The organism is Chelativorans sp. ZYF759 (assembly GCF_012911015.1).
Lineage (GTDB): Bacteria > Pseudomonadota > Alphaproteobacteria > Rhizobiales > Rhizobiaceae > ZYF759.
Window position 1 is genome coordinate 1 of the sequence record NZ_WVVV01000018.1, and the last position, 25927, is coordinate 25927.

Annotated in this window: 24 protein-coding genes, 1 pseudogene and 1 riboswitch; of the genes and pseudogenes, 17 read left to right on the forward strand and 8 right to left on the reverse strand. The window is 66.1% G+C overall.

Annotated features, from left to right (window positions below; translation table 11 throughout):
* A pseudogene (locus GRZ55_RS20155) lies at positions 1-240 on the reverse strand (hypothetical protein); the annotation flags it as partial.
* Positions 241-1225: 985 nt separating this feature from the next.
* Here GRZ55_RS20155 and rplU point away from each other — a divergent pair.
* The 4 genes from rplU (at position 1226) to GRZ55_RS20175 (ending at position 3954) form a co-directional block, all read left to right on the forward strand.
* Positions 1226-1882 carry a 50S ribosomal protein L21 gene (rplU, locus tag GRZ55_RS20160; RefSeq protein ID WP_169288762.1) on the forward strand — a complete coding sequence of 219 codons (657 nt, stop codon included), beginning with the start codon at positions 1226-1228 and terminating at the stop codon, positions 1880-1882.
* Positions 1883-2042: 160 nt separating this feature from the next.
* Positions 2043-2312 carry a 50S ribosomal protein L27 gene (gene rpmA / locus GRZ55_RS20165; protein ID WP_169288763.1) on the forward strand — a complete coding sequence of 90 codons (270 nt, stop codon included), beginning with the start codon at positions 2043-2045 and terminating at the stop codon, positions 2310-2312.
* Positions 2313-2434: 122 nt separating this feature from the next.
* Positions 2435-3037: a GNAT family N-acetyltransferase gene (locus GRZ55_RS20170; protein WP_169288764.1), complete on the forward strand. Its 603-nt coding sequence runs from the start codon at positions 2435-2437 to the stop codon at positions 3035-3037.
* A 119-nt stretch (positions 3038-3156) separates the two neighbouring features.
* Entirely contained in the window at positions 3157-3954 is a 798-nt protein-coding gene (locus tag GRZ55_RS20175; protein ID WP_169288765.1) for a creatininase family protein, read from the forward strand.
* On the opposite strand, the gene GRZ55_RS20180 is transcribed toward GRZ55_RS20175, so the two are convergent.
* Positions 3942-4907: a LysR family transcriptional regulator gene (locus GRZ55_RS20180; RefSeq protein WP_169288766.1), complete on the reverse strand. Its 966-nt coding sequence runs from the start codon at positions 4905-4907 to the stop codon at positions 3942-3944. The two genes, GRZ55_RS20175 and GRZ55_RS20180, sit on opposite strands and share 13 nt — an antisense overlap.
* A 178-nt stretch (positions 4908-5085) precedes the next feature.
* Between GRZ55_RS20180 and GRZ55_RS20185 the strand changes: the two genes are divergently transcribed.
* The 6 genes from GRZ55_RS20185 (at position 5086) to GRZ55_RS20210 (ending at position 11237) form a co-directional block, all read left to right on the forward strand.
* A complete protein-coding gene (locus GRZ55_RS20185) occupies positions 5086-6111 on the forward strand; it encodes an ABC transporter substrate-binding protein (RefSeq protein ID WP_169288767.1) in 1026 nt (341 codons plus the stop codon).
* A 100-nt stretch (positions 6112-6211) separates the two neighbouring features.
* The gene (locus tag GRZ55_RS20190) at positions 6212-7048 is read left to right on the forward strand and encodes an ABC transporter ATP-binding protein (RefSeq protein ID WP_246734902.1); all 837 of its coding nucleotides are present in this window, start codon (positions 6212-6214) and stop codon (positions 7046-7048) included.
* A complete protein-coding gene (locus GRZ55_RS20195) occupies positions 7041-7922 on the forward strand; it encodes an ABC transporter permease (protein ID WP_169288768.1) in 882 nt (293 codons plus the stop codon). The genes GRZ55_RS20190 and GRZ55_RS20195 overlap by 8 nt, the downstream gene beginning before the upstream one ends.
* Before the next feature lie 11 nt (positions 7923-7933).
* A complete protein-coding gene (locus tag GRZ55_RS20200; RefSeq protein WP_169288769.1) occupies positions 7934-9250 on the forward strand; it encodes a cytosine deaminase in 1317 nt (438 codons plus the stop codon).
* The gene (locus GRZ55_RS20205) at positions 9247-10656 is read left to right on the forward strand and encodes an FAD-binding oxidoreductase (protein ID WP_169288770.1); all 1410 of its coding nucleotides are present in this window, start codon (positions 9247-9249) and stop codon (positions 10654-10656) included. Before GRZ55_RS20200 ends, GRZ55_RS20205 begins: the two co-directional genes overlap by 4 nt.
* Positions 10656-11237 carry an NAD(P)H-dependent oxidoreductase gene (locus GRZ55_RS20210; RefSeq protein ID WP_169288771.1) on the forward strand — a complete coding sequence of 194 codons (582 nt, stop codon included), beginning with the start codon at positions 10656-10658 and terminating at the stop codon, positions 11235-11237. The genes GRZ55_RS20205 and GRZ55_RS20210 overlap by 1 nt, the downstream gene beginning before the upstream one ends.
* 6 nt (positions 11238-11243) lie before the next feature.
* On the opposite strand, the gene GRZ55_RS20215 is transcribed toward GRZ55_RS20210, so the two are convergent.
* Positions 11244-11639 (reverse strand): RidA family protein, encoded by a 396-nt coding sequence (locus GRZ55_RS20215; RefSeq protein WP_169288772.1) that lies wholly within the window; start codon positions 11637-11639, stop codon positions 11244-11246.
* Between the two features lie 250 nt (positions 11640-11889).
* Here GRZ55_RS20215 and GRZ55_RS20220 point away from each other — a divergent pair, with 250 nt between their 5' ends.
* The gene (locus GRZ55_RS20220; protein WP_246734900.1) at positions 11890-12792 is read left to right on the forward strand and encodes a methylenetetrahydrofolate reductase; all 903 of its coding nucleotides are present in this window, start codon (positions 11890-11892) and stop codon (positions 12790-12792) included.
* A gap of 383 nt (positions 12793-13175) precedes the next feature.
* Here the strand turns inward: GRZ55_RS20220 and GRZ55_RS20225 are convergent, their stop codons facing one another.
* Together GRZ55_RS20225 and GRZ55_RS20230 are read right to left on the reverse strand one after the other, a co-directional pair.
* Positions 13176-14642 carry an aldehyde dehydrogenase gene (locus tag GRZ55_RS20225; RefSeq protein WP_169288773.1) on the reverse strand — a complete coding sequence of 489 codons (1467 nt, stop codon included), beginning with the start codon at positions 14640-14642 and terminating at the stop codon, positions 13176-13178.
* Positions 14643-14806: 164 nt separating this feature from the next.
* Positions 14807-15994 carry a CynX/NimT family MFS transporter gene (locus GRZ55_RS20230; protein WP_169288774.1) on the reverse strand — a complete coding sequence of 396 codons (1188 nt, stop codon included), beginning with the start codon at positions 15992-15994 and terminating at the stop codon, positions 14807-14809.
* Between the two features lie 333 nt (positions 15995-16327).
* Between GRZ55_RS20230 and GRZ55_RS20235 the strand changes: the two genes are divergently transcribed.
* Together GRZ55_RS20235 and GRZ55_RS20240 are read left to right on the forward strand one after the other, a co-directional pair.
* Positions 16328-17740: an aminomethyl transferase family protein gene (locus GRZ55_RS20235; RefSeq protein WP_169288775.1), complete on the forward strand. Its 1413-nt coding sequence runs from the start codon at positions 16328-16330 to the stop codon at positions 17738-17740.
* 119 nt (positions 17741-17859) lie between these two features.
* Positions 17860-19086, forward strand: a complete 1227-nt coding sequence (locus GRZ55_RS20240) for a LysR substrate-binding domain-containing protein (protein ID WP_169288776.1) — start codon at positions 17860-17862, stop codon at positions 19084-19086.
* Here the strand turns inward: GRZ55_RS20240 and GRZ55_RS20245 are convergent.
* From GRZ55_RS20245 to GRZ55_RS20255, 3 genes are read right to left on the reverse strand one after another with little or no spacing between them, the layout of a single operon-like run.
* Positions 19083-20390, reverse strand: a complete 1308-nt coding sequence (locus GRZ55_RS20245) for a TRAP transporter large permease (protein WP_169288777.1) — start codon at positions 20388-20390, stop codon at positions 19083-19085. The two genes, GRZ55_RS20240 and GRZ55_RS20245, sit on opposite strands and share 4 nt — an antisense overlap.
* The gene (locus GRZ55_RS20250; RefSeq protein ID WP_169288778.1) at positions 20387-20893 is read right to left on the reverse strand and encodes a TRAP transporter small permease; all 507 of its coding nucleotides are present in this window, start codon (positions 20891-20893) and stop codon (positions 20387-20389) included. The genes GRZ55_RS20245 and GRZ55_RS20250 overlap by 4 nt, the downstream gene beginning before the upstream one ends.
* Before the next feature lie 6 nt (positions 20894-20899).
* Positions 20900-21940 carry a TRAP transporter substrate-binding protein gene (locus tag GRZ55_RS20255; RefSeq protein ID WP_169288779.1) on the reverse strand — a complete coding sequence of 347 codons (1041 nt, stop codon included), beginning with the start codon at positions 21938-21940 and terminating at the stop codon, positions 20900-20902.
* Between the two features lie 213 nt (positions 21941-22153).
* A riboswitch (TPP riboswitch) is annotated at positions 22154-22266 on the forward strand.
* Here GRZ55_RS20255 and GRZ55_RS20260 point away from each other — a divergent pair.
* The 4 genes from GRZ55_RS20260 to GRZ55_RS20275 all read left to right on the forward strand — a co-directional run bounded on the left by GRZ55_RS20260 (position 22257) and on the right by GRZ55_RS20275 (position 25899).
* A complete protein-coding gene (locus tag GRZ55_RS20260) occupies positions 22257-22868 on the forward strand; it encodes a YkoF family thiamine/hydroxymethylpyrimidine-binding protein (RefSeq protein WP_169288780.1) in 612 nt (203 codons plus the stop codon). (Overlaps the previous riboswitch by 10 nt.)
* Positions 22869-22926: 58 nt before the next feature.
* Entirely contained in the window at positions 22927-23511 is a 585-nt protein-coding gene (locus tag GRZ55_RS20265; protein ID WP_210257443.1) for an ECF transporter S component, read from the forward strand.
* Positions 23504-25159, forward strand: a complete 1656-nt coding sequence (locus GRZ55_RS20270; protein ID WP_169288781.1) for an ABC transporter ATP-binding protein — start codon at positions 23504-23506, stop codon at positions 25157-25159. Before GRZ55_RS20265 ends, GRZ55_RS20270 begins: the two co-directional genes overlap by 8 nt.
* A complete protein-coding gene (locus GRZ55_RS20275) occupies positions 25153-25899 on the forward strand; it encodes an energy-coupling factor transporter transmembrane protein EcfT (protein ID WP_169288782.1) in 747 nt (248 codons plus the stop codon). Before GRZ55_RS20270 ends, GRZ55_RS20275 begins: the two co-directional genes overlap by 7 nt.
* The last annotated feature ends 28 nt before the right edge of the window (positions 25900-25927 follow it).

Below are 25927 nucleotides of genomic sequence, written 5' to 3' on the forward strand. Positions count from 1 at the left end.
CGCGCGCCAGAGCAGGCGGGGGAGGGTCGCGCGGAGCTCTACCTCCCCCTTGTGGGGAGGTCGACGCGAAGCGTCGGGTGGGGGTTGCGACCTCAAGGTCACCCCCTCCCGCGACTGCGTCGCGACCTCCCCCATCAAGGGGGAGGTGAGAGGTTGCGCCAGCCCGGCCATCTCGACCAGCATGGCGACGATGCGGATGAGTGCCTGCCGGTTCGCCTCGATTGCCGCAGTTCCGTCCATTGCCGCCTCCGTTGGTTGGGCGGGTGGAGTATGGGGGCGATGGTTGGGGGTGTGGATAGATGGCGTCAAAAAAAAGAGGGGGCGGAGAAATAGCTGGCTTGGCTGGCCCTCGCCCTTCGAGGCTCCGCTGCGCTCTGCACCTCAGGATGAGGGTTGGAGGTTGCGCACCTCAGGATGAGGGCGGAGATGTGGGCGCCGGGCTTTTGGGCTCGCTCAGACGCTAGCCAGGGGAGCTACAGCCGAAGCGGGCCGCGCCGGCAGCCCTCATGGTGAGGTGCGAAGCCGCAGCGAAGCGGAGGCGCAGCCTCGAACCACGAGGGCGGAATGGATGGCGCAGACCCCTCATCCGACCTCCTGCCTCGCCGTTCGCCATGCTCACGGCTCGTTGTCGGCCACCTTCTCCCACAAGGGGAGAAGGGAGTCGCGCTGCGTCAGCGCCTGTTGAAAATCGCCGATGTCGGCGATTGGCGGAACTGTCGATGCGGGCGTCCCCTTCTCCCCTTGTGGGAGAAGGTGGATCGGTGCGTCAGCGCCGAGACGGATGAGGGGTAAGCCGCGCGCGGCATGTGCCGTTCAGGCATGGATCCCAGGGTCTGCGCGACGGCCTTCGGCCTGCTTCGCCCTAGGATGACGAAGACGGGGGGCGCGCGATCCATCGACCATCCGGGTCCGGATCCCGGGTTCGCTTCGCGCCCCGGGATTGTTTGAGCCGAACAGGGTACTGTTGACCGAGGCGGCGGGCGACAACCGCCGAGCGATCGAATTCCCCAACCCATGGAAACGCCCCCGGGCAGCCTCCCTTCCTTGACTCTCCCGCCTTTCCCGGCTATGTGCCCGACCGTGCCGGCGTGGGGAGGACTCCGCGCCGGCTCGTCTTTGGCCGCCATGCGCGCCGGGACATGAGCTGACAACCGCAACGACTGACAAGAAGACGACCCCGGCGCAGCTGCGCCAAGAGGTCGGACGAACAGCGAAAGGCAAAAAAATGTTCGCAGTCATCAAGACCGGAGGCAAGCAGTACCGCGTTGCCGCCGAAGACGTTCTGAAGATCGACCGCATCGCGGGCGAAGTGGGCGACATCGTGCAGCTCGGCGAAGTGCTGGCGCATGGCGAAGGCGACAAGGTGTCGATCGGCGCCCCGCTGGTCGATGGCGCATCGGTCGCCGTCGAGGTGGTGGAACAGGGCCGTGGCCCCAAGGTCATCGCCTTCAAGAAGCGCCGCCGCCAGAATTCGCGCCGCAAGCGCGGCCACCGGCAGCTTTTGACCACGGTGCGGATCTCCGAGATCCTGCTCGACGGTGCCAAGCCTTCCAAGAAGGCCGCCGCCAAGCCGGCGCCGAAGAAGAAGGCCAAGGACGAGGCCGCCGAGACCAAGGGCGCCGATACCGAGAGCAAGGCGACCGAGGCCAAGAGCGAGGCCAAGGCAGCGCCGAAGAAGGCCGACAAGAAGGCCGGCGACGACCTGACCGCGATCAAGGGCATCGGCCCGAAGGCCGCCGAGCAGCTCGCCGAACAGGGCATCGGCTCCTATGCCGACATGGCAAAGCTGACCGACAAGAAGATCGGCGAACTGGCCGAGGCCATCCCCTTCTCGGCCGAGCAGATCACCGAGTGGCGCGACCAGGCCAAGGAACTGAAGTAAACGGGATCGTCGGCGGGCCCAGGCCCGCCGCCTCAGGGGCTTGACCCGAAGCCTCTGGCAGGAGTTGGCGACAGGATTCGCTTTTCGGGTGGAAGTCGGGCGCGACAGCACCCATAATAGCTGAGATTCGAGCGCCAGAAGAGCGCAAAGGAGTTTTGAGATGGCACACAAGAAAGCAGGCGGTTCTTCGCGCAACGGTCGCGATTCCGAATCCAAGCGCCTTGGCGTCAAGAAGTTCGGCGGCGAGCAGGTCATCGCCGGCAACATCATTATTCGTCAGCGCGGGACCAAATGGCACCCGGGCGCCAATGTCGGCATGGGCAAGGATCATACCCTGTTCGCGCTCGGCAATGGCACCGTGTCCTTCGCCCGCAAGGCGAACGGCCGAACCTACGTATCGGTCGCGGCCATGGCCGAAGCAGCGGAGTAGCCGGTTCCGCGAGACAACACCGGCGACCCATCTCGGGGACCGGTGTCTGGCAAGCCAGGAAAAACATCAGGGGAGATGGGCCGCCATCTCCCCTTTTTCGTTTGCCTGGAGAGGAAGACACCATGGTTCTGGAGAGTGAAGACACGGAGGAGGACTGTCGGCTCCTCATCGATTGTCCGGTGCTGGTCACCGAAAGGCTGGTGCTGCGCCCGCCACATGTGGACGACAAATCCGACCTGATTGAACTGGCCGGCAACCGCCGGGTGGCCGAGATGCTGGCGCGCATGCCGCATCCCTATGGCGAGGCGGAAGCCGATGCCTTCATCTCCGGCAAGGTCGCCCAGAACGGCGAATGCCAATATGCGGTGACGCTGGCCGACAATGGCGCATTCGTGGGCGCCGCCGGCCTGATGCCCTCGCGCGCCGGTGCCGGCACGCTGGAGGTCGGATACTGGATCGGCGAGCCGCATTGGGGCAACGGATACGCCACCGAGGCGGCCCATGCGCTGGTCGACCTCGCCTTCCGCGCCACGGAGATCGACGTGCTGCATGCGGGCTGCCGGCCCATCAATGCCGCCTCGCGCCGCGTCATCCAGAAATGCGGCTTCCAGCATTCGGGACAGGGCCTGCTGGATACGCTGATCGCAGGACGGGTCGCCGTGGAGCGCTACACGCTCGACCGGCGCACCTGGGTCAGCCTCAAGAGCTGGGCGCGCAGCGCCTGAGCCGCCAAGAGCCCACGGCGCGCTGCCCAAAAGGCAGCGCGCCGTGCCCAATTTGGTGCTTTTCGCAGAGCGCGGCCGTGACCTAACTGGCGGGACGATACCGCAATGAAGGGCACGAGATGGGCAAGCCGTTTTTCTGGAACGAGATGAACACCTACGATTTCGAGGACATCTCGCCCGACACCACCATCGCCATCCTGCCCATCGCCTCCACCGAACAGCACGGACCGCATCTGCCGCTCGCCACCGACGTGGCGATCGCCAATGGCATGATGGCGGAGGTGCGGCGACAACTGCCCGACGAACTCTCGGTGCTGGTGCTGCCGACGCAGGAGATCGGCAAGGCCAACGAGCATGTCTTCGGGCCGGGGACGCTGTCGTTCGAGGCCGATATGCTGATCCGCGCCTGGACGGCGATCGGCGCCAAGGTGGCCGAGGCCGGCCTGCGCAAGATGGTGATCGTCAATTCGCATGGCGGCAATGTCGACATCATGAGCATCGTGGCGCGCGAATTGCGCGTCCGCCACGCCATGATGGTGGTCTCCACGCAGTGGGGCCGCTTCGGCGTCCCCGACGGCCTGCTGGACGAGCGCGAGCGCATGTTCGGCATCCATGGCGGCGACGGCGAGACCTCGCTGATGCTGCATTTCCGCCCCGAGCTGGTGCGCATGGACAAGGCGCGCGACTTCACCTCGCATGCCGAATGCATCAAGGGCGAATACCGCCACATCTTCCCCACCGGGCCGCATGCGCTGGCCTGGATCGCGCACGACCTCAACCCGCATGGGGTGATGGGCGACGCCAGCCGGGCGACCGCGGCGAAGGGCCGGCTCATGGCCGAGCACAATGCCTGGGGCTTCATCGAGCTCCTGCGCGAGGTCGAACGCTACCCGCTCGCCAACCTCTATACCGGCTGAAGCCCGGCCGGCTCCGGCACGGGCCGGATCTGCCAGCCGGCCGCGCTCAACTCCTCGATCGTCTCGTTGAGACGGGCAAGCAGATATTCCACGAACTGGCTGGTCGCCGTGTCGAGCGCCGAGGTGACGCGCGAGACCAGCTTCAGCGGCTGGTTGCGCACATGGGTGTCCGACAAGGGCAGGAAGGCGAGGTCGCCCTCCTGCATGTCGGTCAGGATGTCGAGCGGGTTCATGAAGGAGATGCCGGTGCCGTTCCTGACCAGCTTCTTCAACATCTCCATCGAATTGGTCTCCACCAGCGGCTCGATGGGCAGGCCGAGCGGCGCCAGCGCCAGATCGATCATGTCGCGCAGGCTGCTGCCGCTTTGCGCCAGCACCAGCGGCGCGCCCATCAGGTCGGCGAGCTTGGCCGTCTTCTGGCGCGCCAGGGGATGCCGGGCCGCCACCACCGCGCCGAGCGGCAGTTCGAAACTCGCCATGGTGCGCAGGCCGGGCGTGGCCGGCAGGTTGAAGCCGAGGCCGATATCCACCTCGCCCGATTGCAGCGCCGCCGGCACGGTGGCCGGCCCGTCATTGCGAAGCCGGACATGGATGCGCGGATGCTCGTCGACGAAACGTGACAGGATGCCCGCCAGCGGCCCGGCCGCAAGCCCGACCGTCGTCACCAGCGTGACCTTGCCGGCCTGCGGCGTCTTCAGGCCGCGCAGGCGCGCTTCCAGCTTGCCATAGGCCTTCAGCACCTCGCGTATGTGCTCGACATAGAGCTCGCCGGCCGCCGTCAGCCTCAGCCCGCGCGGCAGGCGCTCGAAGATCGGCGCGCCGATCTCCTCCTCCAGCGCGATGATCTGCCGGTTGACGGCCGAGGAGGCGACGTTGAGCCGCGCGGCGGCTTTGCGGATCGAGCCGCAGCGCGCGATCTCGTCGATGTAGCGAAGTTTCCGGGAATGCAGCATGGCGCTCGCTTGATGAAATTGCGTGCATGGGAAGCAGGTGCACATAAAACATACATCGATGCCTTGAAGGCAGCAATACGTGCGAAATTTGGTGCTTTTCGGGACGCGTCCGCAAGGCTCAATATCAGGGCCAAGGCAGCTCCGGCATCCCGGCTGCGACCTTCAAGGGGAACGTCAAATGAGCCAACAGCTACGCATCCACGCAACCATCGCCGCCCTGGCCTTGTCGGCCACCGCGCTGTCCAGCCTGCCCGCCCTGGCACTCGACGCAGTCACCTACGGCACGAACTGGCGCGCCCAGGCCGAGCATGGCGGTTTCTATCAGGCCGTCGCCGACGGCACCTATGAGGAATACGGCCTCGACGTGACAATCGTGCAGGGCGGGCCGCAATCGCCCAACCGCCAGCTGCTGGCCACCGGCCGCATCGATTTCTACATGGGCGGCACGATGGACGCCTTCGACGCCGTCAAGCAGGGCATCCCGACCATTAATGTCGCGGCCATCTTCCAGAAGAACCCGCAGATCCTGCTTGCCCATCCCGACCAGGGCATCGAGGAGTTCGACGATCTCGCCGAGCTCGAGACCATCTTCATGGGCGCCGACGGCTTCATCACCTATTTCGAGTGGATGAAGGCGCGCGACGTCGGCTTCCGCGACGAGCAGTACAAGCCCTACCAGTTCAACCCCGGCCCCTTCCTGGCCGACACCAACTCAGCCCAGCAGGGCTACCTGACGTCGGAACCCTATGCGATCGAGCAGCAGACGGGCTGGGCGCCGACCGTCTTCCTGCTCGATGACGAGGGCTATTCCTCCTATTCGACGATGATCACCACCCAGGTCTCGCTGGTCGAGGAGAATCCCGACCTCGTGCAGCGTTTCGTCGATGCTTCGATCGTGGGCTGGTACAATTATCTCTATGGCGACAATGCCGCCGCCAACGAGCTGATCAAGGCCGACAATCCCGAAATGACCGATGGCCAGCTGGCCTACTCGCTGGAGAAGCTGAAGGAATTCGGCATCATCGAATCCGGCGAGGCGCTGGAAGCGGGCATCGGCTGCCAGGTCGACGAGCGCTACAAGCAGTTCTTCGACACCATGGTCGGGATCGGCGTGCTCGAAGCCTCTCTCGACTACACCCAGGCCTTCACCACCGATTTTGTGTGCAAGGGCGTCGGCATGGATCTGAAGCCGGAGCAAGGCTGAGCCGCTGGCCTCGCGCACCGAAAGGGCGGGGGACACACCCAGAAGGTTCCGGCGGCCTCCGCCGGAACCGCCACATGAAGGAAGCCACATGACCGCCGCCATGGCCACGGTCCGCGAGCAGGACCCGATCTACGACCAGCAACCGGGCAAGGGCCGCCTCGTCGTCAAGATGCGCTCGGTCACCAAGGTCTTCTCCAACGGCACGCTGGCGCTCTCCAACATGTCGATGGACATCGGCGCGGGCGAATTCGTCAGCCTGCTCGGGCCGTCGGGCTGCGGCAAGTCCACCGCATTGCGCATCATCGCGGGGCTCGGCCGCCCGTCCTCCGGAACGATCGACTGGCCGAGTTCACGCATCAATTCGCGCGGCCTGCCGGAAGGCGATGTCGGCTTCGTCTTCCAGGAACCGACGCTGATGCCGTGGCAGACCGTGTTCGGCAACGTGTTCCTGCCGCTCAGGCTTCAGGGCAAGACCAAGGCAGGCTCGCGCGAGCGGATCATGGAGACGCTGGCCATGGTCGGCCTGGCCGATTTCGCCAATGCCTATCCGCGCGAACTGTCGGGTGGCATGAAGATGCGCGTCTCCATAGCCCGCGCGCTCATCACCGGCCCCAAACTGCTCCTGATGGACGAGCCTTTCGCCGCCCTCGACGAGATCACCCGCCAGAAGCTCAATGACGATGTGCGCCGCCTGTGGCAGCGTTCCGGCGTCACGGTCATCTTCGTCACGCACTCGGTCTACGAGGCCACCTATCTGTCGAATCGCATCGTCGTCATGCGTGCCCGCCCGGGCGAGGTCTACCGCGATCTCGCCATGCCGGAAGCCGAGGAACGCGACGTGCACTTTCGCTCGTCGGAGGAATTCCAGGCCTCAAGTGCGCTGGTCTCGCGCACGCTTCTCGAGGCCATCTCTGTCGGAGGCGCGGACCATGAATGACCTCAGCCGCATCGAAAAGGGAACGCCGGTCGCCTCGAGTGAAGCCGGCACCGACAGCGCGGTCGCCGTGCTCATCCCGCGCACCAGCCTGTCCGAGAAGCTCCTGCGCATCGTGATGCCATTCGCCGTGCTCGGCACGGTGGTCGCCATCTGGCACGCCATCGTGGTGATCAACAACCTGCCCCCCTACATCCTGCCCAGCCCGCCAAGGGTGATCCAGGCGCTCATCGAGGACTGGGGCACTTTGTGGCCGGCCATGATGATCACGACCAAGATCACCTTCATGGCGCTCGCTTTGGCGCTGATCGGCGGGGTCGGCTTCGCGATCTTCCTTGTCCAGTCGAAATGGGTGGAGCTCGCCTTCTATCCGATCGCGGTCATCCTGCAGGTCACCCCGATCATCGCCATTGCGCCGCTGATCCTGATCTACGCACCCAGCACGCAGGCCGCGCTTCTCATCTGCGCTTTCCTGGTCGCGTTTTTCCCGATCCTGTCCAACATGGTTCAGGGGCTGAAGAGCGTCGACCACAATCTGCTCAACCTGTTCGAGCTCTACGGCGCGTCGCGCTGGCAGACCCTGCTCTATCTCAAGCTGCCCGCCTCCCAGCCCTATTTCATGGCCGGCCTCCGCATCGGCGGCGGTCTCGCGCTGATCGCTGCCGTGGTGGCGGAGTTCGCCGCAGGGTCGGCCGGTGCCGAATCCGGCCTTGCCTTCCGCCTGCTGGAATCCCAGTTCCGGCTCAACATTCCGCGCCTCTTCGCCGCGCTCATCCTGTTGTCTCTGCTCGGCATTGCGATCTTCGCGGTCACCACCCTGATTTCCTGGCTCGCGCTGCATCGCTGGCACGAGAGCAGCGTGCGCCGAGAGAACTAGACCGGACAACCATGATCGCCTCATTCATCGACCCGCCGCAGACCGAGACATTCTGCCTGCGTAATGCAACCCTGCCGGCGATCTGCGTGCCGGGCATTTCCGGGCCCTCCCGTGAAGGGCTGGTGCGGGCCGACATCGTCATCTCGGACGGGCGGATCGCGATGGTGGCGACACCCGGCGCGGCCTCGCCCGAGATCGAGGCCGTCGACCTGAAGGGCGCGCAGGTCTGGCCCGCTTTCACCGACATGCACACCCATCTCGACAAGGGTCATATCTGGGGCCGCCGCCCCAACCCCGATGGCAGTTTCGAGGGCGCGCTGGAGGCGGTGCGGGGCGACCGCGACAGGCACTGGAGCGCCGAGGACGTGCGCGCGCGCATGGATTTCTCGCTGCGCTGCGCCTATGCGCACGGCACGCGGCTGATCCGCACGCATCTCGATTCGCTTGGGCCCCAGCACCGCATCTCCTGGCCCGTTTTCGCCGAGATGCGGGAAGCGTGGAAGGGCCGTATCGACCTGCAGGCGGCTGCCCTCATTCCGTTGGATGCCACCGCAGACAAGGCCTGGTTCGACGAGCTGGTGGGCCTCATCGTGGAATGTGGCGGCTTGCTCGGCGGCCTGACGCGCATGGGCCCGAACCTCGAGGCCGAGCTCGACCTGCTGTTTAGGACGGCAATCGACAACGGGCTCGACATCGACCTGCATGTCGACGAGACAGCGGATGCCGAAGTGCGCACGCTTGCCGCCATTGCCGAGGCGGCTCTGCGCCACAAATACGAAGGGCAGGTGGTTGTGGGCCATTGCTGCTCGCTGGCGCGCCAGGATGCCGATACCGCTGCCCGCACCATCGACAAGGTGGCGGAAGCCGGCCTCGCCGTCGTCTCGCTGCCGATGTGCAACATGTATCTGCAGGACCGAAATGGCGGCACGCCATCCTGGCGGGGGGTGACCCTGTTCAAGGAACTGGCGGCGGCGGGTGTCGCCACGGCGGTTTCCTCCGACAATACCCGCGATCCCTTCTACGCCTATGGCGACCTCGACCCGGCGGAAGTCTTCCGCGAGGCGGTGCGCATCCTGCATCTCGACCATCCGCTCGACGAGGCCGCGCGCGTCGTCACCCGCACGCCGGCATTGATCCTGCGGCGCCCCGAACTGGGCGTGATCGAGGCGGATGGGCCAGCCGACCTCGTCATCTTCCGCGCGCGCGACTGGTCCGAACTCCTGTCGCGGCCGCAATCCGACCGCGTCGTGCTGCGCGACGGACGCGCCATCGACCGCACGCTGCCCGACTACTCAGAACTCGACCACCTGCTGGAGTGCCCGAAATGACCGACTATGCGCAGATCAAGAAGGAACTCGACGGCATCTCGGTCGAGGACAACCCGAAGCTGGTGCAGGCCAAGAGCCGGGATTTCTACTGGTATTCGCCGATCCTGAAGGCGCAGCTCGACCAGGTGACGGGCGATCTCATCGTCTCGCCCACGAGCGAGGAGCAGGTGATCCGGACGCTGAAGGTGGCCTTCGCCCATGGCGTGCCGGTGACGGCGCGCGGTGCCGGTACCGGCAATTACGGGCAGGCCATGCCGCTTTCGGGCGGCATCGTGCTCAACATGGCGCGCATGAACAAGGTCAAGGAAATCCATCCCGGCCGTGTCGTGAGCGAGCCGGGCGCCATCATTGCAGAACTCGACCGCGAGACACGGGCCCATTCCGGCCAGGAGCTGCGCTTCCACCCCTCCACAGCCAACACCGCCACCATCGGCGGCTTTGTGGCCGGCGGGTCGGGCGGCGTCGGCTCGATCCACTGGGGCGGCCTGCGCGACATCGGCAACATATTGCGCCTGCGGGTCGTCACCATGGAGGCCGAGCCGCGCGTCATCGACCTGACCGGCTACGAGCTGCAGAAGGTCAACCACGCCTATGGCACCAACGGCATCATCACCGAGGTGGAGATGCCGCTGACGGCCGCCTATGACTGGGTCGACGTGCTGGTCGGCTATGACGACTACATGGACGCGGTGCGCTTCGCCGACGATCTCGCCCATGCCGGCGGCATCCTGACCAAGGAGATCGCCCCCATCGCAGCCCCCGTTCCCTACGAGTATTTCACCCGCCACAAGCCCTTCATCCGCGATGTCGGCCAGTCGGTCGTGGTGGTGATGGTGGCGCCGCACTCGATGGATCATTTCGCAGCCCTTGTGGCGCAGAAGAAGGGCCAGATGCTGTTCCGCTCCGACAAGGTGGAGAGCATGAAGGGCATTCCGCAGGCCTTCGAGCTGTGCTGGAACCACACCACGCTGCGCGCGCTGAAGATCGATCCGTCCTTCACCTATCTCCAGGTGCAGTATCCCGGCCCCGACCATGTCGAGCGCGTGCGCCAGATGACCGAGATCTTCGGCGACGAGGTGCCCGGACATCTGGAGTTCATCCGCTTTTCCGGCAAGGTACAGTGCTCCGGCCTGCCTTTGGTGCGCTACACGACGGCGGAACGGCTGGAAGAGATCATCCGCATTCACGAGGATCATGGCTGCCCGGTCTTCAACCCGCACCGCTACACGCTGGAAGAAGGCGGCATGAAGCAGACCGATGCCGTGCAGCTCGCCTTCAAGAAGGAAACCGATCCCAAGGGTCTCCTCAATCCTGGCAAGATGATCGCCTGGGACAACCCGGATTTCGATTTCCGCTCGGGCAAGAGCTACCTCTTCCCCGGCCTCGAAGCGCTGATGGACGCGTGATGCGCGTCCTCGTCCTTTTCTCCCACCCGGTCGAATCGAGCTACGGGGCGGCTCTTCACGCGAAGGTGCTGGAAAGCCTGGCGGCGGCCGGCCACGAGGTCGACGATTGCGATCTCTATGCCGAGGGGTTCGACCCTGTGCTCAGCCGCCACGACCGGCTGACCTATCACGACGTTCCCGACAACCGCACACTGGTGGAGCCCTATGTGCAGCGGCTCCTGAACGCGGAGGCGCTGGTCATCGTCTCGCCGGTGTGGAATTTCGGTTTCCCGGCCATGCTCAAGGGCTATTTCGACCGGGTCTGGCTGCCGGGCGTCACCTTCAAGATGGATGACGGCATTCTCACGCCCTCGCTCAACCACATCCGCAAGGTCGGCGCGGTGCTCACCTATGGCGCGATGCGCCACCGCGCCTGGATATTGGGCGACCCGCCACGGCGCATCGTCAAGCGCGTGATCCGCGGCCAGATACGGCCGCTGGCGCCGGTGATGTTCATGGCGCATTACGACATGAACCGTTCCACGGACAAGACGCGCACGCGTTTCCTCGACAAGGTCGGCACGGCGATGGCGCGCTTCTGAAGCCGGCTAATCGGGCAGGCGGGCCGCCGTCACCTCCACCTCTACCTCGAATTCCGGCCGCGTGAAGCCCGACACGATGATCAGCGTGGAGACCGGCAGCGGATCGCCGACATATCGGTCGCGCACGGCCATGTAGGGCGCGAAATGCTCGCGCTTCGTCACGAAGGCCGAGATGCGGATGATGTCGGAGAAATCCATGCCGCCTTCGGCCAGGATCGCGCCGATCGCCTCGAAACAGAGTTCGGCCTGCGCGCTCACATCCTGCGGGATCGTGTCGTCGGGGCGGATGCCGAGCTGGCCCGAGGTGACCAGCAGCCGCGCGCCTTCCGGCACCGCGAGCCCGTGGCTGTAATTGCCGAAGGGCGGTCGAAGCGAGGCGGGGGTGAGGGCGCGTTTCGTCATGGGCGGCTTCCAATCGGAGGGGGAGGAAGCCCGATGCTCGCACCCGGAATCGAGGCGGGCAAGCCGTGTATCCCGCCCATCCAGCGTTTTTGCCCCGGATAGTCGGATGGGGACCGCGATCACGATGTCGCGTTCAGCACCGATTTCGGCGGAACGACACACGCGAATTGGTGATTAGCGTGTGAACTTTTGCGCTTGATGGTCTTGGGCACGATGTATACATTATGTGTCCATTGTGGAGGTATCATTGATGTCGCTTCTTGGATTCCTGGACCGGTCCCGCCCTGCCGAAGAGGCAACGTCAGCAACGCTTTCGGATGCGCTGGAGGGCTTCTCCATCGAGGTTATGCCGCGCACCGCTGCCAAGATCGAATCCTTCGCCGATCTGCTGCCTCGCGGAACTCGTGTATACATAGCCCATATCGAGGGCACGTCGCTCGACGACATGGTGGCGACCGCCCGGCGGCTGACCGACGAGGGAATGGCGGTCATGCCGCATTTTCCCGCCCGCGGCATCAAGGACGCGGCCGAGCTCGAGGAGTGGATCCTGCGCTACCGCAACGAGGCGGGCGCCGAGCAGGCGCTGCTTCTGGCCGGCGGCATCGCCAAGACGGCCGGCACTTTGACCAGTTCCATGGACATGATGGAAACCGGGCTTTTCGACAAGCACGGTTTCAAGCGCCTGCATGTGGCCGGCCATCCGGAAGGCAACAAGGACATCGACGCCGACGGCTCGACCCGCCTGGTCGACGAGGCGCTGATCTGGAAGCAGGGCTTCTCCGAGAAGACCGATGCCGAAATGGCGATCGCCACCCAGTTCGTCTTCGAGGCGCAGCCGATCATCGACTGGGCCAACCGCATCCGCGCCGCCGGTGTCGAACTGCCGATCCATGTCGGCATCGCCGGCCCCGCCAAGCTGCAGACCATGATCAAGTTCGCCATGGCCTGCGGCGTCGGCCCCTCGCTCAAGGTGCTGCAGAAGCGCGCCATGGACCTGACCAAGCTGATGCTGCCCTATGAGCCGACCGAGGTCGCGCAAGGCCTGGCCGACCACATGGCGGCCAATCCCGACAGCCTCATCCAGAAGCTCCACATCTTCCCGCTGGGCGGCATCAAGGCCAGCGTCGACTGGGTCGACCGCCACACCGAGTGAGGCGAGACGCATCGATGGAACGAACGAAGCGGCCCGGAGGGCCGCTTTTTCGTTGGGGGGATGAACCGCCGGACGGCCCCGTCTGACTGGCGCCTGGCCTGAGAACGCGTCGGGTTCTCGGGTGCTTCCCGCACGGCAGCGCGAAGCGCTCGGGCATCGCGCCCCCTCCACCATGCTTCGCATGGTCCCCCTCCCCCGCTTCGCAGGGGAGGATTTACCGTCGCGGCCGGCCTCCACCGATGCGCTCGCTTCGCAGGGGAGGATACGGCGTCGCGGCCGCCTGCGCCCTCAATCCTCCCCCGTTTACGGGGGAGGGGGACCGCCGAAGGCGGTGGRGGGGGCGCGAGCTGTGGCCGGGCCGCTCGTGATGATCGCCTTGCGTCTCAGCCGGCGTAGTGGATCGTCTTGGTCTCGACATAGTTGTCGAGGCCTTCCGGGCCGCCCTCGCGGCCCATGCCCGACTGCTTGAAGCCGCCGAAAGGATGCTTGGGGTCGACGATCATGCCGTTGATGGTCATGCTGCCGGTGCGCACCTTGCGCGCCATCTGGTAGCCGCGCTCGGGGTCCTTCGTGTAGACCGCACCCGACAGCCCGAAGTCCGAATTGTTGGCCTTGCGCGCCGCCTCCTCCTCGTCGCGATAGGTGAGCACGGACACCACGGGGCCGAAGATTTCCTCCTGCACGATCTTCATGTGCGGGGTCACGTCGGTGAAGACGGTGGGTTCGATGAAGTAACCCTGGTTCATGCCCTGGGGGCGCCCGCCGCCGCAGGCAACCGTCGCGCCTTCGGCACGTCCGGCGGCTATATAGCCCTGCACGCGCTCCAGCTGCCTGGCCATGGTGAGCGGGCCCATCTGGGTCGCGGGATCGAACGGATCACCCACCTTGATGTTCTTCACTGCGCCGAGATACGCGTCGAGGAATTCCTTCTCGCGCGATTCCGGCACCAGGATGCGGGTCAGCGAGAAGCAGACCTGGCCGGTAATCGGCATGGAATAGACCATCAGGCTGGGCAGCGCGGCCGAAATGTCGGCATCGTCGAGCAGGATCGCCGCCGACTTGCCGCCGAGTTCGAGCGACACGCGCGCGAGACGGTCCGCGCAGGCCTTGGCGATGTGCTTGCCGGCCGCCGTCGAGCCGGTGAAGGCGACCTTGTCGATCTCCTTGTGGCGGATCAGGTAGTCGCCGCCCTCGCGCCCCGCCGGCACCAGGTTGAACACGCCTTCCGGCAGCCCCGCCTTCTCGATGCATTCGGCCAGGATATAGGCCTCGAGCGGGGTTTCGGGCGAGGGCTTGGAGACCATGGTGCAGCCCGCGGCGAGCGCCGCCGACACCTTGTAGGCCAGAAGCACCAGGGGCGCGTTCCACGGCGTGATCGCCGCGCAGACGCCGACCGGCTCCTTGACCACCCGCACCCGGCCGCCATCGTCGCGCTTGCGCTCGTCGACGAAGGGGTAGGTCTCGATCAGGTCGGCATAATAGTTGAAGAGCGTCGGGTTCTGCCCGACCAGCTTCTTGGTCAGCGAGATCGGCGCGCCGACCTGCAGCGTCCAGGCCTCGGCGATGTCGTCCAGACGTTCGGTCAGGAGGTCGGCCACCTTGCGCAGATATTTCGCGCGCTCGGCAGGCTCCATGCGCGGCCAGGGGCCGTTGTCGAAGGCGTCCCGCGCGGCGGCCACCGCCAGATCGATATCGGCGCGCCCTGCCTCGGGATAGGACAGGATCTCCTCCTCGGTGACGGGCGAGAAGATCTTCAGCCGGTCCTTCGAGATGGGCTCGCGCCACTTGCCGCCGATGAAGAACTTCTCCGGCGCCTTGGGCGCCGCCACGTTGCGTGCCACCATGTTCATCTGCTCACTCCCTGAACGCGCGCGACCCCGGCGAGGGGAAGCGACATGACCGCACCGCGCACCCTTGCGGACCCGCCGTGCATTTCCTCCGATTGGCCGTCAATATAGGCAGGCCAGGGCACCGCGTCACTTTCGTTTCCCGGCCCGCTTCATAATCGACACGGTCAGCCGGCGAGGCGCTCGGCCGCGAGCACACGGCCGCGTCGCCGCAGCAGTGTGATGAAGCCGATCGCGCCGATGCCGAGGCTGGCGATGAAGAGCGCGGCCACCGGCCAGCCGGCGCGCTCGGCGATGAAGGCCATGACGGGCGGGCCGGTGAACTGGCCAAGGGTGGAGCCCTGCATGAAGAGCCCGATCATCGCGCCGACATGGCCCATGTCGCGGGCGATGGTGGGCGCGCTCGACATGACGCTGGCGGGCACCAGGCCGGATATGCCCATGGCGATGCAGGCCACGATCATCACCGGCACCGCGCCGCCCAGCCCCACGAAGATCAGCGTCGAGGCGACGACGGCCGCCCCGAACGCCCAGGCGATGATGCGGTCGAAGGCAAACCCGCGCCGCAGAAGATAGCCGGCCGTCAGATTGCCGGCGCCGTTGCAGAAGATGACGGCCGCCGTCAATGGCGCGATCGCGGCGGTGGAAAGCCCGTACTGGTCGATCAGGAACACCGGCAGCAGGCCCGTCACCGCGAAATAGAGATTGCCGTAGAGAAAGAAGGTGCCGGCCACCAGGAACGGGCGGCCGTCCTCGGCGAAGGTGCGGATCGTGGCGGCAAATCCGTACTGGTGCAGCGTGGACTTCTCGACCCTGGGATCGGCGGGCAGCAGGAAGAACGTGGCCGCCATCCAACCGAACGCGATGGCTGCGTTCACGAGCCAGATCGCCCGCCAGCCCGTGGCGTCGATGAAGATGCCGGCCAGGATCATCGCGCCCATGCCGATCGGCATGTATACGCCCCACAGCGCGAAGGCAGGTGCCCGGTTCTCGTCCGATGTCAGTCGGGTCAGGAGTGCCGGCGCCGAAGTCGCCACAAGGATGAAGCCCATGCCCTCGATGGTGCGCGTGGCCAGCAGCAGCGGAAAGGACCCGGCCATCGCGCCGGCAAGGCTTCCAAGACCCAGAAGCATCAGGCCAAACGCGAGGCAGCGTCGCGCCCCGAAACGCGGGGCGGCCAGTCCCGCCGGCATGGCCATCAGCGCCCCGAATATCGCAAAAAGCGACAGAAGCATGCTCGTCTGGACCAGCGTCAGCCCGAGTTCCTGCTGGATCAGCGGAATGGCGATGACGGCCTTGCCGATCTGAAGCGCAGCCACGATGCCTGCGCCGATGGTGAAGGCAACGCGGATCATGCGCGCAATTCCCGTTCGGACGCCGCAGAGCCGGGGTGGGGATGGGTGTAGACAAGCATCATGGGAAGCATCGAGATTACTGGGGCAAGAAGAAACCGGGAAGGGACAGAAGCCCGGATGGTGCTTCTACACCGACGACCGGGCGGTCGATACGGGCCGATCCTCCAGATTATGCCCCGGCACCGATTTCGAAAGTGACATTGCGATGCCGCAGCCGTCAATGTACAGACTGTATACATCTTCATTGCGCAGGAAAAGGACGTTGTTCGTCGCTCCTGCGTTTCATCGCGCCGGCGCCTGCCGGCCGGTTTGTATTGTCAGGGAGGTCAAGACATGGCGCCGAGGAATCTCGAGGAACTGTTGAAGGAAAAGGGCGACACGGTCTCCCATCTGCGCAACTCCAAGATCGGGATGTATGTCTATCCCGTGGTGGCGCCGGAATTCACGAACTGGCGCGACGAGCAGCGCGCCTGGCGCCACTCGGCGGTCCTCTTCGACCAGACCCACCACATGGACGAACTCATCGTCGAGGGTCCGCAGGCGGCCGAATTCCTGAGCCATGTCGGCATCAATTCCTTCGCCAATTTCGACCAGAACCGGGCCAAGCACTTCGTTCCGGTGACGCCGTCCGGCCATGTCATCGGCGACATGATCATCTTCCGCGAGCGCGAGGACAAATTCGTGCTCGTCGGCCGCGCCCCGACCGCCAACTGGGTCCAGTTCCAGCAGGCCTTCGGCAAGTGGAACGTACGCACCCACCGCGACCCGCGCTCCGACTCGCGTCCCGACGGCAAGGCCATCTACCGCACCCATTACCGCTTCCAGATCCAGGGCCCCGATGCCGACAAGGTGCTGGCAAAGATGAATGGCGGGCCGGTGCAGGAGATCAAGTTCTTCCATGTCGACTGGATCAATGTGGGCTCCAAGAAGGTGCGGGCGCTGCGCCACGGCATGGCCGGCGCGCCGGGCCTCGAGATCTGGGGTCCCTATGAGGACAAGGCCTATATCCAGTCGGTCATCCTGCAGGCCGGTCTCGACGCCGGTGTCGATCTGCGCCGGGTGGGCAGCCGCGCCTATTCCACCAACACGCTGGAATCGGGCTGGATTCCCTCGCCGCTGCCGGCGATCTATTCCGGCGACGGGATGATGTCGGAATACCGCCAATGGCTCGGCACCGATTCCTACGAGGCCGGTGGCTCGATCGGCGGCAGCTTCGTGTCCCGCAATATCGAGGACTATTACACCACCCCGTTCGAGCTCGGTTACGGCTTCTATATCGGCTGGAAGAAAGACGGCTTCATCGGCAAGGACGCGCTCGTCGCCATGAAGGACAAGCCGGCCCGCAAGAAGGTCACCTTCGAGTGGAACGACGAGGATCTGATGAAGATCATCCACTCCTCCTTCAAGCCCGGCGGCGAGAACTACAAGTGGATCGACCTGCCGCAGCCCAACTACGCCTCGTCGAGCTTCGACAAGGTGATGATGGGCGACAAGCATGTCGGCCTGTCCATGTTCAACGGCTATTCCTTCAACGAACGCTGCATGCTGTCGCTGGGCGTGGTCGATGCCGACGTGAACGAGGGTGACGTGCTGACGCTCGTCTGGGGCGAGCCGGATGGCGGCACGGAGAAGACCTCCACGGAGCGTCACAAGCAGGCGGAGATCAGGGTCCGCGTCTCGCCGACGCCCTATGCGAGCGAAGCACGCGAGAACTACGCCGACAGCTGGCGCACCCGCAAGAGCTGACCTGGCGCCGGGATGTCCCGTCCGGCCATCATCTGCCGGACGGGCGACCTGCCACGGGGCATCGCGCCCCCGCGGCCATTGATCTTTGCACTTCACCCTGCCCGGCGTAGAAGGAAGGCATGACCGCCTATCCCAATTTGCGCCATATCCGGCTTCTCAAGCACGCGATCGCGCTCAACTCCCTGTCCAAGGCAGCGGAAATGGTCGGCATTTCGCAACCGGCCGCTTCCCAGGCCATCGCGGGGCTGGAGGAACAGTTCGGCGGCCAGCTCTTCGAGCGCCGGCCGGGGGGGATATTCGTCACGCCGCGCGGTCACATCACGGCCGCCCGCGCCGACCGGGTGCTCGACCTCCTGCGCGAGGCAGCGGCCGGGCTTGCCGCCCAGCGGCGGCCGGGCAAGGGAGGCGGGCCCGAACTTCTGGAAACCCACGCGACCATCGCCCATCTGCGCGCGCTGACGGCCTTCGCCCGCACCGGCAGCTTCGCGGCCGCCGCACGCGTGCTGGACCAGGCGGAGCCTTCGGTCCAGAGGGCGGCGCGCGAGATCGAGCGCATTGCGGGCATGAGCCTCTTCGAGGGGCGGCCGCGCACCGTGCGCCTGACCCAGGCCGGCCTCGGCCTGGCCGCATCCGCCAGCCTGGCGCTGAAGGAACTCGAGAGCGCGCACCAGGAAGTCGCCGAACTCGACGGCCGCTTCGACGGTCATGTCGCGATCGGCATCCTGCCGCTGGTGCGGACCCGCGTCATCCCGGCGACGCTTGCCACCTGGTGCCGGCGCCGGCCGCAGGCCTCGATCGAGATGATCGACGGCTCCTACGACGTGCTCATCCATGCGCTGGCGCTGGGCGAGATCGACATGCTGGTGGGCGCCCTGCGCGAGAGCCCCGGTCCGCGCGGCTTCGAGCAGGAGACGCTGTTCGAGGACGGACTGGCGATCGTCGCGCGGTCGGGCCATCCGCTGCTTGCCAAGGGCGACGTGAGGCCGGCCGATCTGGCCGGCTATCCCTGGGTCCTGCCGCGCAAGGGTACGCCGACACGCACCATCTTCGACAGCTTCGCCGCAGAGGTCGGGCTGGCGCAGCCCTTCGGCCTGATCGAGACCGGATCGCTCGTGGCCATTCGCGGCATCCTGATGGAGAGCGACCGGCTGACGGTGCTCTCCCCCGGCCAGATCGCCTATGAGCGCGGCGCCGGTCATCTCGACATGCTGCCGGTCGCCCTGCCGGGTGCAAGACGCCCGATCGGCGTGACCACGCGCCAGGGATGGAAGCCGACCGCGCTGCAGGCCGAATTCCTGGACGACCTGCGCGCCGCCTGCCGGGCCGTCGGCGGCAGCCTCCGCTAGCGCCCCATCATCGTCTGCGGCAGCAGCAGCGCGATGTCCGGGAACATGATCAAGAGCAGCACGCAGACCGCCATGGCCAGCCAGAACGGCATGATGCCGGCATAGATGCGCCCGAGCGGCACGTGCTGCGCCACGCCCTTGACGATGAACACGTTGATGCCGACGGGCGGGCTGATCAGGCCCATCTCCAGCACGATCACCATGATGATGCCGAACCAGATCGGATCGTAGCCGAGCGTCATGATGATGGGCAGCACGATCGGCACGGTCAGCACCATCATGGCGAAGCCTTCCATGAAGGTGCCGAGCACGATGTAGCCCGCCAGGATCACAAGCAGGATGACGAGGGCCGGAACCGCCATGTCGCCCACCATCGCCGCGAGTTCCACCGGGATGCGCGTCAGCGCCAGGAACGGGGCGAAGAAATGCGCCCCGATCAGGATGAGGAACACCATGGAGGTGGTCCGCACCGTGTCGAGCAGCGCTCCGAAGAGCGTATGCGCATTGAGCCGCCCGCGACGCAGCGCGTCGAGGAAGGTCAGGAAGGCGCCGACCGCTGCCGCCTCGGTGACGGTGAAGACGCCGAGATAGATGCCGCCGAGCACGATCGTGACGATGAAGAGCAGGGCGCCTGAATGAAGCAGCACCTTGAAGCGTTCGGCCAGCGGCGGCTTTTCTCCGGGCGGGCCGGCATCCGGCCGCAGGATGGCGATGATGAAGACGGTGATGACGAAGAGCAGCGTCAGAAGAACGCCCGGCAGGAAGCCGGCGAGAAACAGCCGGCCGACCGACTGCTCGGTCAGAAGCGCATAGACGATCAGCACGGTCGAGGGCGGGATGAGGATGCCGAGCGTGCCGCCGGCGGCGATCGAGCCGGTGGCCAGCCTGTCGTCGTATTTGTAGCGCTCCATCTCCGGCAGGGCGACCTTGCCCATGGTCGCGGCGGCGGCGATGGAGGAGCCCGACAGCGCGGCAAAGCCCGCGCAGGCCAGGATGGTGGCCGCCGCCAGCCCGCCTCGTCGATGCCCGATCCAGGTATAGGCGGTGCGGTAGAGATCCGTGCCCATGCCCGAGATGCTGGCGAAGGAGCCCATCAGGACGAAGAGCGGGATGACGCTGAGCGTGAAGACGGCGGAATAGGAATAGGGGAACTGCCCCATCACGTTCATCGCCGCGGCGGGGGAATTCAGCACCGCGATGCCGGCCGCGCCCACGGCCATCATGGCAAGCCCGATGGGCATGCGCAGCGCAAGCAGCACGAAGAGGGCCACGAGGCCGACCAGCCCCGCCATGGTCGGTGTCATTGGCTTTCCTGCTCGGTTTCAAGCTTGGGGCGCAGTGCCTTGGCCGCCTCGAGCAGCAGCACGAGCGCGAAAAGACCCGCCGAGATGGCGACGGCGAACTGGAAGGGATATTTCGGGATGCGCATCATGTTGGTCATGTCGCCGAAGCGCATGCCGGCGAGCGCATGCAACCCGCTCCGCCAGGCCACGAAGGCCAGCAGACCCGCGCCCAGAAGATGGATCAGCACGGTGAGCCAGCGCCAGGCCGGCCGGTCCAGCCACCGCGACAGGAGGTCGACCGAGACATGGCCGCCCGAGATGGCCGTGTAGGGCAGGCCGAAGGCCACGATGGTGGCCATGATCAATTCCGTGATTTCGAAGCCGCCCCGGAAGGGGCGGCCGTAGAAATAGCGCATGAACACTTCGTAGACGATGAGGAACATGAGCCCGATGAGCACCAGGCCACCCGCATAAGCGAGGTAGCGCAGTGCCCGTTCGAACCAGAATTCGATGCGCTCGAGCATCAGGTCCTACTCGTCGGGATTGAAGCCGGCAACGGCGAGCAATTCGCGCCCGTCGATGCCCTGGGCCTCCATCTCGGCCAGCCACTCGTCGTAGATGGGACGCAGCGCCTCGGCGATCCGGTCCTGCTCTTCCTGGGACAGCTCGATGACTTCCTTGCCGTCCATGTTGCGCACATACTCGATCGCCTCGTCGGCGCGGTCGAGATAGGCCTGCGTGGCGCGGTTGCTCATCTCGATGCCGGTGGTGTTGTCGATCACCGCCTGAAGCTCGGGCGACAGGTTGTCGTAGCTCGCCTGGTTCATCACGACCGTGAACTGCGAGCGGCCGAAGACCGGACCGGACACCGTGAAATAGTTGGCGACCTCGTACATCGAGAAGTCGAGGATGGTCGTGAACGGCACCATGGCACCGTCGATGACGCCACGCTCCAGCTGCGGGTAGAGCTCCGTGATGGCCATGGCGACGGGCGTCGCGCCCATCTTCTCGAGCTGGGCTGCCTGGCCGGCCGAAGGCGAGCGCAGGATCATGCCCTGAACGTCGTCGAGGCCGCGGATCGGCGTGTCGCGCGTGTAGAGACCGGCGTCGTCGGCCGCCCACAGAGCCAGGATCTTGAGGTTGTCGTATTCGGGCTCGAGATGCCCGCCTTCGATGAGGTCCCACATCACGCGGGTAGCCGCGATGCCGTCTTCGGCAAGGCCGGGCAGTTCGAGCATCTGGGTGCGCGGGAACTGGGCCGAGGTGTAGCCCGGCAGCGAGAACGCCATGTCCCACGTGCCGGCCTGTGTGCCACGGATGAGTTCCGGCGCGCCGCCGCCCAACTGCATCGAGGGGTAGAGCGTGATCGTCAGTTCGCCGCCGCTCTCTTCTTCAACCTGCGCCTTCCAGGGCTCCAGGATCTCGCGGAAGATGATGTGGCCGGGACCGACGAATGTGTGCAGGCGCAGTTCGGTCTGCGCGTCGGCCGTGGCCGGCATGAACACCGAACCCGCGAGCGCACCGATGGCGGCGGCAAGCACGCCCTTCTTCCAAGCTGAATTCTTAGACATGTAACTTCCTCCCTGAAGCGTTGCCCTTGTCGAGCAGGTCGCACCTCACCGAAACCTAGAGCACGGGACGGATGGGTGCAACGGATTGCATAGACCAGCGCTCCGAAAGCGCCCTTATTCGAAATTCGCGACCCGACATAAGAAATCTCGCGCCTCAGGCGGGAAATGTCCTGTTGCCCCGTTGCGTGGCGCACGGGTCTGTTGCTATGAGAAGCGCATCGACAGGGGTGCTCCGAATTGCCGGGGCTGAGATGCGAGGCGCCATGCCTCCGGACCCTAAAGCTGATCTGGGTAATGCCAGCGGAGCGAGGTGACGATGTTTTCAGGCGCACAGATTTCCCTATATCCGATGTCCGATCGGTTCGTGGACATCATCCTTGGCTCGCTCTCGGCGCTCGATCCCTACCGGGACGAGTTCCGCATCGAGACCGACGATGTCTCGACGCTGATCGTCGGGCCTCCCGAGAAGCTCTTTCCGGCCATGCGCGACCTCTTCGTCGCGGCCGCCGCCAGCGGCGCCCACTGCGTCCTGTCGGCCGCCGTCTCGCGCGGCTGTCCCGGTGAGCCCGACGATCCCATCTGTACGCCGATCGCCGGCAGCGTCCATTCAGGCAGCCTTCAAGACAGGATCGCGGCGGCAAGAGACGCCGTCGCCAAGGCGCAGTCGACGGGCCAGGAAGTGGTCGCCCAGTTCTCGCTCTATCCGCTGGGCGCGGACCATCACATGGACGAGATCTACGGCTGCATCGACTTCCTGAAATCCTCGGGCGTCTTCGACAAATCGAAGAATTTCTGCACCAAGCTCAGGGGCGATGCCGGTCCGGTCTTCGCCACGCTGGGCGAGGCCTTCCTGCGTTTCGGCGCGCCCCAGGGGCACGTCGCTCTCGACCTCACGGTCTCGGCCAACAGCCCGACCCCGCGCAGCTAATGCGTTTCTCAGGCGGCGCCGCTGGGCGACCGTCCCCTTCATCTCCGGGAAAGCCATCATGGACATTCAATACAAGTGGACTCTGCGTGAAATTCTCATCTGCGCGGTTCTGGGCGCCGTCTTCGGCGTGCTCTACCTGGCCTGGGTGCAGGTCTGGCTGATCGCCCAGGCGATCTTCGGCGCCGTCACGATGGACGTGGTGATGGGCTTCTGGTTCATCGTCTCCATCATCGCCGCCGCCATCATCCGCAAGCCGGGCGCCGCGCTCTTTTCGGAGGTGCTGGCCGCCGCGATCCAAGTCATGCTGGGCAGTCCGGCGGGACTGCTTCTGCTGGTCAGCGGCCTCGTCCAGGGCGCCGGCGCGGAGGCCGTGTTCGCGGCGCGCAAATGGCGCGATTACCGCCTGCCGGTTCTCATGGCGGCAGGAGTCGGGGCGGCTGTCTTCTCCTTCATCTACACCTGGATCCGCTTCGACTACGGCGCGCTCGCGCCCGGTCTGCTGATCGCGATGTTCGTCCTGCGCTGCCTGAGCGGCGCGCTGCTGGGCGGACTGCTCGGCCACTGGGTGACGGAAGCGCTCTACAAGACCGGCGTCCTGTCCGGCCTGCCCATCGACCGGGCGCGGCGCGGCGCCCATGCCTGAGGGGAAGGCCGCCGCCGCCTGGCAGGACACAAGCATAAAATACCCCTACCAGGACAAGGCGGCGGCCGGGCCTCTTTCGCTGGCGCTGGAGGCGGGCGAGCGCCTGCTTCTGCTCGGACCATCGGGCTGCGGCAAGTCGACCCTGCTCAACACGCTGACCGGGCTGATTCCCGGCACGATTCCGGCGGAGGTGACCGGCGAGGTCCAGCTTTTCGGCGAGAAGGTCAAAAGCCGGCCGCCGGCCGAATGGTCGCGCCAGGTGGCGCAGCTCTTCCAGGATGCCGACCAGACATTGTGCGGCATGACGGTGGCCGACGAGGTCGCCTTCGCGCTCGAGAATCTCGGCCTGCCGGAGGGAGAGATCCTCCAGCGCACGGCGGCGGCGATCGACAGGGTCGGGCTCGAACCGGCATTCGGCGTCAGGCGCACGATGCGGCTTTCGGGCGGCGAGAAGCAACTGGTTGCCATGGCCGCCGCGCTGGCGCAGGGCGCGCCGCTTTTCGTGGCCGACGAGCCGACGGCCCATCTCGCGCCCCGGGCCGCCGAAAGGCTGCGGGCGCTGCTTCTGGAGCCGGGCCGCTCGACCAGCGTCCTGATCATCGACCACCGGCTGGACGGGCTGATCGACAGGGTCGACCGGGTCGCGGTGATGGGCCCCGACGGCACGCTGGTCGCTCAGGGTCCGCCCGCGGCGCTCTTCCGCGAGCATGGCGAATTGCTGGCGCGGTTCGGGATCTGGCAGCCATTGGCAAGCCTTCTGGATGCGGAGCTCGCAAGCGCCAATCTGGCCGCTTCCGACCCGCCGCTTCATCTCTCCGACGTCCTGACCCATATCGACCGCCTGCCGCCGGACGCCCGTCGTCTGGCAACCGGCATCGCCCGCGCCTTCGTCGGGCGGCGCGTGCGGCCCGCGATCGATGCCGGCGCGACCCTGTCTGCGCTGAAGGGTGCCGATTGCGCGCCATTGTTCGGGCCGGTCGTGTTGCGCGACGTCTCGGTCGAACTGCGTGCGGGCGAGGTACTCGGCATTCTCGGCGGCAACGGCGCCGGCAAGTCGACGCTGGGGGCAAGCCTTGCCGGCCTGCTCCGTCTGAAGGGCGGGCGGCGGTCCGGGCCCCCGGGTGGCATGGCGTTCCAGAATCCGGAAAACCAGTTCGTCACCGGCTCGCTCCGCGAGGAGATCGAGAGTGCCACCGACGCGATCCTGACCGCCCCGGAGCGCGAGCAGCGTGTGGCGACGATGCTGCGCCGCTGGCGTCTCGAGGGGCTGGAAAACAGCCATCCCTACGAGCTTTCCCAGGGCCAGAAGCGACGGCTGGCGCTGGCGACCCTGACGGCTTCGGGCCGCTGGCCCTTCCTGGTGCTCGACGAGCCGACGGCCGGCCTCGACGCCGCGGGCGCCGCGGCCGTCGCCGCGCAGGTCGCCAACCTGGCCGATATCGGCCATGGCGTGGCCGTCATCACCCACGACATGGATTTTGCGCTGGCCGTCTGTCATCGCGTCGTCCTGGTGGGCGAGGGCGGGCTGATCGGCGAAGGCCGTCCCGGCGAGTTGATGCGCGACCACGCTCTGATGGCGCGCGCCGGACTGGAGCCCCCGACGATCCTGCCGGCACTCGAATGGTTGGAGAGGGTACCCACATGCTGAGCCGCATCCACCCGCTTGCCAAGCTGGTCGTCTGCCTGATCTGGATCGCGGTCTCCATCTTCGTCTTCGATGCCTGGCTGCAGATATTCATCATCGCCATGGCCGCACTCGCCCTGATCGTTCTGGAGCGGCGATCCGTGCTGCTGGTGCTGGCGCTGATGGTGCCGTTCGCCCTGTTCGGTTTCGGCTTCCTGACGACGAGCGTGCTGTTCCGCCAGGAAAGCGATTTCGCGCTTCAGATGGCGCGCGAGACCCCGCTTGGCTCGGAAGCCTTCTCGGCCGGCATCGTCCTTTTCCTCCGGGCCATCGCCTGCGGCATGGTCTCGGCCGTCTTCGCGCTGACCACCGACCCCGGCGGATTGATCAAGGCCCTGATGGCGAACTGGCGCCTGCCGCCGAGCATCGGCTTCTCGCTGTTCGCGGCTCTGCAACTCGTGCCCGACATCGCTTCGGAAGCCCAGCAGATCCGGCTTGCACGGGCGATGAAGAAGGGTCGGCCGCCGCGCCGCATCCCCGGGCCTCTGGAGACGGCCTCGCTGGTCATCCCGCTGCTCGCCTTTGCCATCCGCCGCGCCACGCGGACCGCGATCGCGCTGGAAGCGCGCGGGCTGTCGCCCGATCGACCCCGCACGATCGTGGGTGCACCGCCATTCCGGCGTGGCGACATCACCTTTGCCGTGCTGTCGCTCGCGCTGGCCGCGGCCGCGATCTGGGTCGTGATCGGCACCGGTTCCGGTTGACGCAACCCCGTGCCGGGCCTAGTCCGGT